9 protein-coding genes and 2 pseudogenes are annotated in these 13,075 nt (G+C 71.7%); 9 read left to right on the top strand and 2 right to left on the bottom strand.

The annotated features are described in order from the left end of the window. Positions 1-2,055 (top strand): annotated as a pseudogene (locus tag WBA97_RS39160) (glycosyltransferase); the annotation flags it as partial. 261 nt (positions 2,056-2,316) lie between these two features. Here WBA97_RS39160 and WBA97_RS39155 read toward each other — a convergent pair. Continuing rightward, complete coding sequence (locus WBA97_RS39155; protein ID WP_424236177.1) at positions 2,317-2,790, bottom strand: metallopeptidase family protein; 474 nt, start codon at positions 2,788-2,790, stop codon at positions 2,317-2,319. Between the two features lie 90 nt (positions 2,791-2,880). Here WBA97_RS39155 and WBA97_RS39150 point away from each other — a divergent pair, with 90 nt between their 5' ends. From WBA97_RS39150 to WBA97_RS39115, 8 genes are all read left to right on the top strand, one after another. Then, positions 2,881-3,249, top strand: coding sequence for a DUF3499 domain-containing protein (locus WBA97_RS39150; protein WP_424236175.1), 369 nt, complete (start codon positions 2,881-2,883; stop codon positions 3,247-3,249). A gap of 97 nt (positions 3,250-3,346) precedes the next feature. Further along, the gene (locus WBA97_RS39145) at positions 3,347-4,702 is read left to right on the top strand and encodes a phosphomannomutase/phosphoglucomutase (RefSeq protein WP_424236174.1); all 1,356 of its coding nucleotides are present in this window, start codon (positions 3,347-3,349) and stop codon (positions 4,700-4,702) included. 16 nt (positions 4,703-4,718) lie between these two features. Then, entirely contained in the window at positions 4,719-4,946 is a 228-nt protein-coding gene (locus WBA97_RS39140; RefSeq protein WP_424236172.1) for a Trm112 family protein, read from the top strand. Next, positions 4,943-6,043, top strand: a complete 1,101-nt coding sequence (locus WBA97_RS39135) for a hypothetical protein (RefSeq protein ID WP_424236170.1) — start codon at positions 4,943-4,945, stop codon at positions 6,041-6,043. The genes WBA97_RS39140 and WBA97_RS39135 overlap by 4 nt, the downstream gene beginning before the upstream one ends. Positions 6,044-6,045: 2 nt before the next feature. Continuing rightward, the gene (manA, locus tag WBA97_RS39130) at positions 6,046-7,245 is read left to right on the top strand and encodes a mannose-6-phosphate isomerase, class I (RefSeq protein WP_424236168.1); all 1,200 of its coding nucleotides are present in this window, start codon (positions 6,046-6,048) and stop codon (positions 7,243-7,245) included. A 381-nt stretch (positions 7,246-7,626) separates the two neighbouring features. Beyond that, positions 7,627-8,553, top strand: coding sequence for a cation diffusion facilitator family transporter (locus tag WBA97_RS39125; RefSeq protein WP_424236166.1), 927 nt, complete (start codon positions 7,627-7,629; stop codon positions 8,551-8,553). Between the two features lie 162 nt (positions 8,554-8,715). Next, positions 8,716-10,200 (top strand): amino acid permease, encoded by a 1,485-nt coding sequence (locus tag WBA97_RS39120; protein WP_424236165.1) that lies wholly within the window; start codon positions 8,716-8,718, stop codon positions 10,198-10,200. Beyond that, positions 10,197-11,450 carry a glutamate mutase L gene (locus tag WBA97_RS39115; protein WP_424236163.1) on the top strand — a complete coding sequence of 418 codons (1,254 nt, stop codon included), beginning with the start codon at positions 10,197-10,199 and terminating at the stop codon, positions 11,448-11,450. The genes WBA97_RS39120 and WBA97_RS39115 overlap by 4 nt, the downstream gene beginning before the upstream one ends. 286 nt (positions 11,451-11,736) lie before the next feature. On the opposite strand, the pseudogene WBA97_RS39110 reads toward WBA97_RS39115, so the two are convergent. Further along, positions 11,737-13,075 (bottom strand): annotated as a pseudogene (locus WBA97_RS39110) (hypothetical protein); the annotation flags it as partial.

The following is a 13,075-nucleotide window of genomic DNA, read 5'->3' as shown; positions in this document are numbered from 1 at the left end:
CCGCCGACCGCGGTGGCCGTGTCGCTGACCGTGCCGGACGCGGAGACGCCGTACGGGATGCGGCCAAGCCCGCACCGGCGCCCGTCGCCGGTCCCAAGGGACGGCTCCGCGCCGAGGCCGGACCTGGTGCTCGTGGAGGTCGACCGGGCGCGGCTCGCGCGGCAGGTGCTGCTGGCGCCGCCGGTCCTGTTGTTCTTCGGATTGCTCGCGGTGGCGCTGTACGTCAACTGGGGGCGGCTCGGGCTCGACCTCGCGGGCGGGCGGTTGCTTCCGGTGCCCGACCTCACCGCGACCTGGTCCTCCTACCTCGGGACGTGGCACCCCGTGGCGGGCGGGACCGCGTCGCCCGCACCCGCCGCGCTCGCGATCATCGGCGGGCTGGGGGCGGTGCTCGCGCCCGTCGGTGGCACACAGGCGGCCGTCGCCATGCTCTTGCTGGGCAGCATGCCGCTGTCCGGGCTGTTCGCCTACGTGGCGACACGGCGGCTGCCGGTGCACCGCTGGGCGCGTGCACTGATCGCCGCCGCGTACGCGTTGCTGCCGCCCGCGACGGCCGCGGTCGCGCAGGGCAGGCTCGACGTGGTCGTCGCGCACCTGCTGGTGCCACCGGTGACGGCCGGGATCGTCGCGCTGCTCGGCCGGTCGAGGACGAACTCGACGGCCTGGCTGTCGACGGCCGCGTTGTCGGCGTTCGGGCTGGCGGTCATCGGCGCGTTCTCGCCCCTCGTGCACCTGCTGCTGCTGGCGTACGCGCTGGCGGGGTTCGTGGTCGTGCCCGGCTACCGGGGGACCGGGCGGCGGCGGGTGGCCGCGTTGTTCGTGGTGGTGCTGATGCCGCTCGCGCTGCTGCTGCCGTGGCCCGCGGTGGTGATCCAGCATCCTGGCGTGGTGGTGCACGGGCTCGGTGCGCTGGTGCCGACGCCGGTGACGTCGATCATCGACCTGGTGTCGCTCTACCCCGGCGGGCCGGGCGCGTGGCCGGTCGTCGGACTGGTCGTGGTGGTGTTCGCGCTGGCCGGGGTCGTGGTGCGGCCGAGGCGGACCGCGTTTCCCGGGCTGGCGCTCGCGGTGCTCGGCGGCTGCGCGGTCGCGCTGGTGCGGCTGATGGGCGCGACCCCGATCACCGGCGGTTCCGCGATGTACGGCTGGGCGGGTGCGGGCCTGGTGGTCGCCGGGTGGGGGCTGCTGTACGCGTTGCTCGGCGTGTGCCGGACCGGTGGGCCCGCGATCTCGTGGGTGCGGCCCGCCGCGGTGCTTGGCGTGCTCGGGGTGCTGGGGCTGGCGGTCGGCGCGGTGGTGGCTGGGCCGGCAGGCCCGCTGTCGACCGGTGCGCCGCGGCTGGCGAGCACGTTGCAGCGGGAGCTGGCGGACACCGGCCGGTGGGTGCTCGTGCTGCCCGGCGGCGAGCCCCGGATGACGGCGGGCCGCACCCCGGCGTTCGGTGACGACGACCTGGCGCCGGTCGACGCGGCGAGCGGCATGCGTGGCCTCGCGGAGGTGCTGGTGGCGGACCCGAAGGTCGGCGTCGCGCAGGCGGCGGCCGCCGGGGTGCTGTTCGTGGTGGTGCCGACCGAACGGGAGGCGACCGAGTTGCGGGAGTCGGCGGGTGACCTGGTGGCGGACGCGCCCGCGATGTCCGACGGCAGGCCGGTGCTGCGGCTGCAGCCCGCTGCCGGTCAGGTGACGCTGCTGTCGCCGGAGCTCGCGCGGCGGGCGGTCACTGGCGGCGAGCCGCCGACGGACCTGGGGGCGGCGGGCATCGTGCCGGTGGAGGCGGCGCCGCCGTCGGTGGCCGTGCGGGTGTCGGACGGACCGGCTGGGCGGCTGCTGGTGATCGCGGCGGAGGAGGAACCGGGCTGGAAGGCGACGATCGACGGCAAGCCGGTGCCGATCGTCCGCGCGTGGAACCACCTGGTGGCGGTCTCGCTACCGACCAGGTCGGCGGAGGTGCGGGTGGAACAACCAACAGCCCTACGCAGCGTCCTGCTCCTGACCCAAGCAGCAATGGTCCTGTTCACAGCCCTAACCGCCATCCCCAGCCGCCAACCCCACTAAACCCCGCGAGTCCACGGTTCAGAACCCGCGAGTCCACGGTTCGGGACCCGCGAGTCTGGGTTTCAGGACCGCTGAGTTTGCGGTTCGGAGCTGATAGCGCTGGACGCGAACCACCAACTCAGCGGTTCCGAACCGAAGACTCGCGGGTTCCGAACCGAAGACTCGCGGGTTCTGAACCGTGGACTCGCGGGTTCTGAACCGTGGACTCGCGGGTTCTGAACCGTGGACTCGCGGGTTCTGAACCGTGGACTCGCGGGGTTTTTAGGGTTCGCCCTCGATGATCGTGGGGTCCACGCCTAGGTAGTTGGCCACCTGGTCGACCAGGACGTGGTGGACGAGGTCCGCGAGGTCGGCGCCGTCGCGGGCGCGGGCCTCCAGGGGGCGGCGGAACAGGACGATCCGCGCCTTCGTCGGCATGCCCCTGCGATCCACACCCGCCGGGACGAGCCGGGCGAGGGGCACGCCTGCGTCGGTGAGGGTGCCGTCGGACTCGAGCGACGGCTCGTCGCCGCTGACGTCCGGGACGTCGTCGACGGCGATGTCGAGCTTGGTCAGCTCGGTCCGCCAGCGTGCCTCGATCGGTTCCAGCGCGGCCAGCACCAGCGCGTCGAAACGCTCGGCCCGGGTCGACGCGGCGGGCAGCGTCGACGGGTACAGGGACCCGCGCAGCCCTCGGCCGTGCCGGTCCCTGTTGGGGCGTCGTCGCCGCCTGAGCCTGCCGCTTGCCGAGGTCACGGTGTCGAGCGTATCGAGGGCGTGAAGCCACCCATCCAACACGGTGTGGCGAGGGGCCAATTCCGCCAGGACGCGCTATCGTCCACGATCGTGCGGAGCGTGCGGAAGTGTTCGCGGACCGGGTGCGGCCACCCGGCGGTTGCGACGCTGACCTACGCGTACGCCGACTCGACCGCCGTCGTCGGGCCGCTCGCCACCTACTCCGAACCGCACAGCTACGACCTGTGCGAGGAGCACGCGCTGCGCCTCACGGTCCCCCGCGGCTGGGAGGTCGTCCGCCACGACGGCGAGTTCGCCGTCCCCGAGCCGTCCGTCGACGATCTGACCGCGCTCGCCGAGGCCGTCCGCGAGGCGGGCCGCCCGGACCGGCCCATCGAGCAGCCGGCGCCGGAACGCCAGAGCAGCGGGGGCAACCGCCGTGGCCACCTGCGTGTGCTGCCCAACCCGGTCACCGAATAACCCGCCGAGCAGCACCCTGGGTAGCACCTCACCTCGACGTACGGCCAGACCAGTAGGCTCGGCTGAGGCAAACACTTTGACTTCTCGGGGAGCACTGGTGCGTGACCTGTCCGGCGTCTTCAAGGCCTACGACATCCGTGGCGTCGTCGGCGAACAACTCGACGCGGACCTGGTCCGCGACATCGGGGCGGCGTTCGCCCGCCAGATGACCGGTGCCGAAGGGATCGTGATCGGGCACGACATGCGTGCCTCGTCGCCGGGGCTCGCGAGCGCGTTCGCCGAGGGCGTGACGCGAGAGGGCGTCGACGTCGTGATGATCGGCCTCGCGTCCACCGACATGCTGTACTTCGCCTCCGGCAGGCTGAACCTGCCTGGCGCGATGTTCACCGCGAGCCACAACCCGGCCAAGTACAACGGGATCAAGCTGTGCCGGGCCGGTGCCGCGCCCGTCGGCCAGGAGACCGGGCTGACCGAGATCCAGCACGAGGTCGAGGCGGGCACGCCGCCGTCGGAGGGCAGGACGGCGGGCAGGCTCGAGACCCGCGACATGCTCACCGAGTACGTGGCCTACCTGCACACGCTCGTCGACCTGTCCGGCAGCAGGCCGCTGAAGGTCGTCGTCGACGCGGGCAACGGCATGGGTGGCCACACGGTGCCCGCCATGTTCGACGGTCTGCCGATCGACATCGTGCCGATGTACTTCGAGCTGGACGGCAGCTTCCCCAACCACGAGGCCAACCCGCTCGACCCGAAGAACATCGTCGACCTGCAGGCGAAGGTCCGCGAGGTCGGTGCGGACGCGGGACTGGCGTTCGACGGGGACGCCGACCGCTGCTTCGTCGTCGACGAGCAGGGCGAGCCGGTGCCGCCGAGCGCGGTCACGGCGCTGGTCGCGGTGCGGGAGCTGAAGAAGGACCCTGGCGGCACGGTCATCCACAACCTGATCACGTCGAAGGCGGTGCCGGAGATCGTCGCCGAGCATGGCGGCAAGCCGGTCCGCACCCGCGTCGGCCACTCGTTCATCAAGGCCGAGATGGCGACGACGGACGCGATCTTCGGCGGCGAGCACTCCGCCCACTACTACTTCCGCGACTTCTGGCGTGCCGACACCGGCATGCTCGCCGCACTGCACGTGCTCGCCGCGCTCGGTGAGCAGGAGCGGCCGCTGTCCGAGCTGACCGCCGAGTACTCGCGCTACTCAGCGTCCGGCGAGATCAACTCGACAGTCGAGGACCAGGCCGGCCGGATGGCCGCGGTGAAGGAGGCGTTCGCGTACCGCTCCGGTGTCACCACCGACGAGCTGGACGGCCTCACCGTGGAGTTGCCAGCCGGCGGCTGGTTCAACCTGCGGCCGTCCAACACCGAGCCGCTGCTGCGCCTGAACATCGAGGCGGCGGACGACACGGCTGTCGCGGCGATCCGCGACGAGGTGCTCGCGATCGTCCGTGCCTGAGGAGGAGGGGACCGATATGGCTGTAGAGCTGGACCCGAGGCTCCTGGAGATCCTCGCGTGCCCGTCGGACGACCACGCGCCGCTGCGCCTCGGTACGCCGACGGACCCCGAGGCCGACATGCTCACGTGCACGTCCTGCGGCCGGCAGTACCGGGTGGAGGACGGCATTCCCGTGCTGCTGCTCGACGAGGCGATCGAACCGGGAGTGGAGGCGGCGAGCGACGAAGAGGGCGCCGCCACGTGAGTGCCGCGGTCGACGACACCCTGCTGGACGACACCGGCAGGCTGTCCGACGTCGACGTAGAAGGGCTGCTGCCCGCGGCCGCGCGGGCGGGTGCCCAGGTGCGCGCCACGCTGGAGGCGGGCAGGGAAGCGGGCATGGCGCGGCTCGCCGGGCACCGTCCGCGTGCGCTCGTGCTGCTCACCAGGCCCGGCCTCGGCCCGCACGCGGCGAAGCTGCTGATGCTGCTGCTGGGCCGCGCGTGCCCGGTGCCGGTGGTGCTGACCGACACCGCGCCGCCGTGGCTCGGCCCGCTGGACGTGGTGGTCGCGCACACCGACGACGCGGGGGACACGGAACTGGCCGAGTCGATCGACCGCGCTGGCCGTTACGGGTCCGGGGTCGTGTTGACCGCGCCGGAGGACGGGCCGGTCGCCGCCGCTGCCGCGGGCAAGGCCGTGCTGATCACGCCGCGTGTGCCGGTGCCGCCCGGCTTCGGGTTCCCGCGTGCGCTCGCCGCGGGCCTGCTCACCGCGACCACCCTGGAGCTGCTGCGCACCGACCTCGACATGGTCGCGGACGAGCTGGACCGCGAGGCCGAGCGCGACCACATGCAGCACGAGTCGTTCGTGAACCCGGCCAAGGCGCTCGCGTTGCGGCTGGCCGAGCGCACGCCGCTGCTGTGGGGTCTCGACGACGTCGCGACCGGGGTCGGCTGGTACGCGGCGCAGGTGCTCGCCACCCACACCGACGTGGTGTGCGACGTGGCCGCCTACCAGCAGGCCGCGAGCCGCACCGCGCTGCACCGGGCCGCCGCGCAGGCCGCGGCGGGCACCGACATCTTCGCCGACCCTGACGACCTCGATCCGTCGGCGGCGTCGCCGCTGCGGGCGTTCCTGCTGGCCGTCAGCGGGTCGCCGACGGACTCGGTGCGCAGGATGGCCGCCGACATGCTGCCGGACGCGGACCTGATCACACCGGCAGAGGAGATCACGGCGGACGTGACCGCGTGCGCCGCCGTGCTCGCACTGCGGTTCGAACTGGCCGCCCTGTACCTGGGTTTCGCTGCGGGCACGATCGGCGGCGCCACCCGTTACGCGCCCGCGCGGCCGAGGGAGTGAGCGTGGAGCTGCTGGAGAACCCCGTCCGGCCCTACGCGTGGGGCTCGCGGACCACCATCGCCGACCTCGTCGGCAGGCCGGTGCCCGCGCCCCACCCGGAGGCCGAGCTGTGGATGGGCGCCCACCCCGGCGACCCGTCGTGGATCGGGGACGAGTCCCTGGTGGACGTGCTGGCGAAGGACCCAGAGGGGCAGCTTGGCGAGGACGTCGTCGCCCGGTGGGCAGGCAAGCTGCCGTTCCTGGTGAAGGTGCTGGCCGCCGAGGAGCCACTCAGCCTGCAGGCGCACCCGTCGGACGCGCAGGCCGCCGAGGGCTACGCGCGCGAGGAGCGGCAGGGCATGCCCCGGGACGCGGCCATTCGCAACTACCCGGACCCGACGGCGAAGCCGGAACTGCTGTGCGCGCTGACCGAGTTCCACGCGCTGGCCGGGTTCCGCGACCCGCGGCGCACGGTCGAGCTGCTCCGGGCCGTCGAGACGCCGGGCCTGTCGCCGTACGTGGAGCTGCTCGCCGAGGACCCGAACCGCGAGGGCCTGCGCGCGTTGTTCACGACGTGGATCACGCTGCCGCAGCCCGCGATCGACGCGCTGATGCCGGAGCTGCTCGACGAGTGCGTGCGGCACGTCAAGGACCACGGCCCGTTCGAGCTGGAGTGCCGCACCGCGCTGGAGCTGGGCGAGGGCTATCCGGGCGACGCGGGGGTGCTGGCCGCGCTGCTGCTGAACCGGCTGGTCCTCGCGCCGGGCGAGGCGATCTTCCTGCCCGCCGGGAACCTGCACACCTACCTGCACGGCACCGGGGTGGAGGTGCTCGCGAACTCGGACAACGTGCTGCGCGGCGGCCTCACCCCCAAGCACGTCGACGTGCCGGAACTGTTGCGGGTACTGGACTTCGGCTACGGCGACATGACCGTGACGACTGGCGAGCAAACCGGCGCCCGGCATGTCTACCGGACGAGCGCACCGGAGTTCGAACTGTCCCGCCTGGAGTGGCGCAACGAGACCTCGCCAGTCCGACTGCCGACCGGCACCCCCCGCATCCTGGTGACCATCGACGGAGAGCTGACGGTAGCAGCCGACGAGGAAAAGACAGCCCTGCCAAGAGGCCGCGCCATGTGGATCCCAGCAAGCGACCCAGAAATAACCCTAACCCCAGCCAACACCTGGACCCGAGCCTTCACCGCCACCCCAGGCCACCCCTAACCCCACCCAAGCCCGCGAGTCCACGGTTCAGAACCCGCGAGTCTGCCGTTCGGAACCCGCGAGTCTTCGGTTGGGGACCCGCGAGTCCACGGTTCGGAACGCGCGAGTCTTCGGTTGGGGACGCGCGAGTCTTCGGTTCGCGACCGGCGGTTCGGCTCTGCCGCCGTTAGACGCGAAGCGCCAACTCAGGGGTCCTGAACCCCCGACTCGCGGGTCCTGAACCCCCGACTCGTGGGTCCTGAACCGTGGACTCGCGGGTTCTGGACTGTGGACTCGCGGGGTGTGGGGTGTGGGTTTTGGGGCTGGCGAGACATTGGGGTGGGTGGGTCTCTAGGCTTCTCTCGGTTTGAGGCAAATCCGACATGGCGTGAGGAGCGAGCGGTGAGCGCAGGGGGCGGTACCAAGGCGATTCTCGCGGCGTTGGGGGCGAACGCCGGCATCGCGGTGGCCAAGTTCGTCGGGTTCGCGATCACCGGCGCGTCGTCGATGCTCGCCGAGGCAGTGCACTCGGTCGCGGACACCTCCAACCAGGGCCTGCTGCTGCTCGGCCAGAAGACGTCGCAGCGCAAGGCCACCAAGGAGCACCCGTTCGGCTTCGGCCGCGACCGGTACTTCTACTCGTTCATCGTCGCGTTGATGCTGTTCTCGCTCGGTTCGGCGTTCGCGATCTACGAGGGCATCCACAAGCTGCAGCACCCGGAGCCGCTGACCTCACCGATGGTGGCGGTGGTCATCCTCCTGGTGGCGATCGGGCTCGAGAGCTACAGCTTCCGCACCGCGATCATCGAGTCCCGCAAGATCAAGGGCGAGACGAGCTGGTGGGGCTTCATCCGCCAGTCCCGCACGCCGGAGCTCCCGGTCGTCCTGCTGGAGGACGCCGGCGCCCTGTTCGGCCTGCTGTTCGCGCTGTTCGGCGTTGGCCTCGCGGTCATCACCGGCGACCCGGTGTTCGACGCCATCGGCACGCTCATGATCGGCGCGCTGCTCGGCGTGATCGCGATCATCCTGATCGTCGAGATGAAGAGCCTCCTCATCGGTGAGGGCGCCACGAACCCCGAGCTGGACCGCATCAGCGAGGCGATCGTCGCGGGCCGCGTGCAGCGCCTGATCCACATCCGCACCCAGTACATCGGCCCGGACGAGATGCTGGTCGCGGCGAAGATCGCGCTCGAGCCGGGCCTGCCGCTGGCGGACGTGGCGAGCGAGATCGACGGCGCGGAGAAGCGCATCCGCGAGTCCGTGCCAACGGCCCGGCTGATCTACCTGGAACCCGACCTGGACCGCACCAGCCCGCCTGTCCCGAACTAAAGGTCCAGCTGACGGCGCGGATACCCGGCGGATCGTGGCGGGGTGCCGTCACGGTGTCCTGAGGTTCCGCCCGCGGGCGGTGATCCGCTGGACGCGACACCGGCTCCGTTCCGGCGTTATCGTCAGCTGTCGAAGTTGACGGTGATCGGGAGGGGTGGTGGCGTGCCGGGGTCGGGGTTGGCGCGGACGAAATCGGTCGAGCAATCCATCAAGGACACCGATGAGCCGGGTTCACGGCTGAAGAAGAACCTCAGCGCGTGGGATCTCACGGTCTTCGGGGTCGCGGTCGTCATCGGCGCGGGCATCTTCACGCTCACCGCGCGCACCGCGGGTGATCTCGCGGGCCCGTCGGTGTCCCTCTCGTTCGTGCTGGCGGCCATCGCCTGCGGGCTCGCGGCGCTCTGCTACGCGGAGTTCGCGTCGACGGTGCCGGTCGCGGGCAGCGCGTACACGTTCTCGTACGCCACGTTCGGCGAGTTCGTCGCGTGGATCATCGGCTGGGACCTGGTGCTGGAGTTCGCGGTCGGCTCGGCCGCGGTCGCCACCGGCTGGTCGGAGTACCTGCAGACGGTGCTGGTGTACATCTTCGGCGACGGGGCGACGACGTCGTTCGACATCGGGAGCGTGACCATCAACTGGGGCGCGCTGCTGCTGGTGATCGTGCTGACGGTGCTGCTGGCGGTGGGCACGAAGCTGTCGTCGCGGGTCAGCATGGTGATCACCGGCATCAAGGTCGTGATCGTGCTGTTTGTGATCATCTTCGGCTTCTTCTTCATCAAGGCCGCGAACTACGACCCGTACATACCGCCGGGCGAGACCGGTGGCGGCGCCTCGTCGACCGGGGTCGACCAGACCGTGTTCTCGTGGCTCGCGGGCGGCACCAGCTCGGCGTTCGGGGTGTTCGGGCTGCTGGCGGGTGCGTCGCTGGTGTTCTTCGCGTTCATCGGGTTCGACGTGGTCGCGACGACGGCCGAGGAGACGAAGAACCCGAAGCACGCCATCCCGCGCGGCATCCTCGGTTCGCTCGCGATCGTCACCGTGCTGTACGTGCTGGTGTCGCTGGTGTTGACGGGCATGGTCAAGTACACGGAACTGGCGTCCGAAGGCGGGGAGCACAAGACCCTCGCGACGGCGTTCGCGCTGAACGACGTGGACTGGGCCGCGAACCTCATCTCGGTCGGCGCGCTGGCCGGTCTGACGACGGTCGTGATGGTGCTGATGCTGGGCCAGATCCGCGTCCTGTTCGCCATGTCGCGGGACGGTCTGCTGCCGAGGTCGCTGTCCCGCACCGGTGAGCGCGGCACGCCGGTCCGCGCGACCATCCTCGTCGGTGGCCTGGTCGCGGCGGCCGCGACGTTCTTCCCGGCAGGCAAGCTGGAGGAGATGGTGAACGTGGGCACGCTGTTCGCGTTCATCCTGGTGTCGGCGGGTGTGATGGTGTTGCGGCGCAACCGGCCCGACCTGGAACGCTCCTTCAAGGTGCCCGCGCTGCCGGTGATCGGTGTGCTGGCGATCCTCGCGTGCCTGTGGCTGATGCTGAACCTGACCATCCTGACGTGGGTGCGGTTCTTCGTCTGGATGGCGATCGGGGTCGTCGTGTACTTCGTGTACGGCAGGAGGAACTCGGTGCTGGGCAAACAACTGTGACCCATCTCTGCCTCGACGTCGGTTCCACGTGGACGAAGGGCGCGCTCGTCGCCGACGACGGCGAACTGCTGGGCACGGCACAGCACGAGACGACGCCGCCCGAGGTGCTGGACGGGGTGGCGGCGGTGACCGCCGCTCTGTCCGCGTCGGCCGCGACCGTGCTGGCCTGCTCGTCGGCCGGTGGTGGGCTGAGGCTGGCGGTCGTCGGGCAGGAACGCCTGGTGAGCACGGAAGCCGGGCAGCGGGTGGCGTTGTCGGCCGGCGCGAAGGTCGTGCACGTGTCGGCGGGTGAGCTGCCGAACGTGTACGCCCTGCGCGCGTCCCGCCCGGACGTGGTGCTGCTGGTCGGTGGCACCGACGGCGGTGACGAGAAGGTCCTGCTGCACAACGCGACCCGGCTCGCCCGTGCCCGGGTTGCGGTGCCGATCGTGCTGGCGGGCAACGCGGCCGCCCGGGACTCCGCTATGTCCATATTGGACGGACGGACCGTCGTGGCGACCGACAACGTGCTGCCGGACGTGGGCGAGCTGTCGCCTGGGCCCGCTCGTGCCGCGATCCGCGAGGTGTTCCTGTCCCACGTGATCGGCGGCAAAGGGCTGTCGCGCGGGCCGCGCTTCCGCGAGCTGGTGCGCACGGTCACGCCGGACGCGGTGCTGTCCGGTGTCGCGGTCCTCGCGGCACAGGAAGAAGACGGCGCGGTGCTGGTGGTGGACGTGGGTGGCGCGACGACCGACGTCTACTCCGCGGTCTCCACTATGGACGACGCGCCGGAGACCACGGTCGCGCTTCCGCCCGACCGGCGGACGGTCGAGGGCGACATCGGCATGCGGGTGAGCGCGCCGGGCGTGGTCGCCGAGGCGGTCACCGAACGGCTACTGCCCCCGGACACCGAGCTGACGGCGAAAGCCAGGCACCGCAACGAGAACGTCGACTTCGTGCCGGTCACGGAGGAGGAACGGGACGCGGACCTGCGGATCGCCGAACTGGCCGCCACGCTCGCGATCCGGCGCCACTTGCGGATGATCGGCGGCCGCCTCGGCCCGAAGGGCGCGGCCACGCTCGTGCTGTCCGGCGGCGTCTTCCGGCACGCGGAGTCCGTTGCCGCCACGGAGAAAGCGCTGCGCGCCAACCTCGGCCCCATCCTCCGCGACGCCCGCGTGGTGGTGGACCGCGACGGCCGCCTCGGCCCGGCGGGGCTCCTCGCACAGACAGGCCACCAGGCTACGGCGGCAGCACTACTGACGCTCTGAGCAGGAGCACCGCGCTCGGGGCAACTGGAACGCGGGACCAAAGGAATCCGGGCGCAAACACGCCAAATACAGACAGACCAACCCATGCCAAAGAACCCCGTTGCCAACCCGGAGACGTGCCCGCCCGGCGAGGACAAACCCGGGAGAAGCTCGCGCGCGCGTTGCCCAACCCCCACCCGATCCCGGGGGCGTCCCGCCATGCCAGTCTACCGGGTGGGGGTGACATTTCCGGGTTGTCGATCTTGTCTGTGGATAACTGGTGCGGCTGTGGACAACTTCGGCGCCCTCACCGTGGGAACAACGTGGGTGGCTCGGCCGGGTCGAGGCCCGCCGCCATGGCCACCGCGCGGTCCCACTCCGGGTCGGCCGCGTAGTTCCCGTGTCGCTGCACGCCCGGGGTCCACCGCCGCCCCGGCAACGGCGCCGGCTGTGGGTCCGGCAGCCAGTGGTCGAGACCGAGAACCAGCGCACCGTGTGGGCTTCGCTCCGCTGCCGCCAGTGGCCCCGGTGTGCCGTCGGCGCGGAAACCCATGCCCAGCAACGAGTCCTCGTACACCTGCCGCGCCCAGGTGGTGACCGCGCCGCCAAGCGGGTCCGTGCCCCGGCACAGCGACCGCCACCGCGTGCCCAGCTCGCTCGCCAGCGTGCCCATCGCCGAGAACGGCAGGACCGAGGGGAACGCACGCGTGTACGCCCACTGCAGCTGCGACCCGACCGTCACGATCCCGATCCGCCGCCGCTCCGGCTCGTTCAGCGAGTTCAGCAGCCGCGCCGCCGCCACGGTCACCAGCAGGCTCCCGTGGCTCTCCCCGATCAGCACCACCCGCGTGCCGGGCTCGGCCAGGTGGGACACGGCGCGGGCCGCCACCTCGGGGGCCACCTTCACCGCGTAACAGGGCGGCACGATCGGGTGCGCCTCACGTGGCCAGAAACACGCCAGGTCCGCCATCACCCCGAGTCGCCGTCCCGACTCCGGCGCCCGTGCCGCGTTGTAGACCGCCCGCAGGAGCCCGCCCGCCAGTGCGCCGAGCGCGAGCACCCCGATCGTCGACAGTGGCATGAGCCAGTCCGGTGTATCGACGAACCGCAGGTAGATCGCCACCGCGGCACCCGAGGACAGTGCGCCGGAGCAGCCGAGCAGCACATGGTGCAGGTGCCGGCGGAACCGTCCGGCGATCCGCCACTCCCGCACCGACGACCCCAGCAGCCGGGCCTCCGCCGAGTCGATCGTCCGCAGCCTGGCCAGCGCGAACGGGCTGACCACGAGCGCGATCACGACACCGAGCACGGCGCCAGCGCCCCACAGCAGCGTCACCGGCAGGTACCCGGCGGGCACCGCCATGCCCTCGGTGCCGAGCAGCTTGCGCACCGCGATGCCCAGCCCGGCGCCGAACCCGCCGCCGAGCAGCGCGGACACGGCGAGCACGGGTGCCGCCATCCAGCCACCGGCCCACGGCCGCAGCTCCCTCGGCCGCGCCCGCCACTCCCGCCGCGCGATCCGTGCCGCGGGCACCAGCAGTACCGCGAACACCACCACCACGACGATCAGGGTGGCGGCGATCGCCTCCACCGTCGGCTCGGTGGCGGGCAGCCGCAGCGGGTCCCGGCCGGCCGCGGCCGCGGCC

Source organism: Actinophytocola sp., from assembly GCF_049647105.1.
Lineage (GTDB): Bacteria > Actinomycetota > Actinomycetes > Mycobacteriales > Pseudonocardiaceae > Actinophytocola.
Note: the sequence above shows the minus strand (reverse complement) of the source record. Positions and strands in the feature narration are given on the sequence as shown.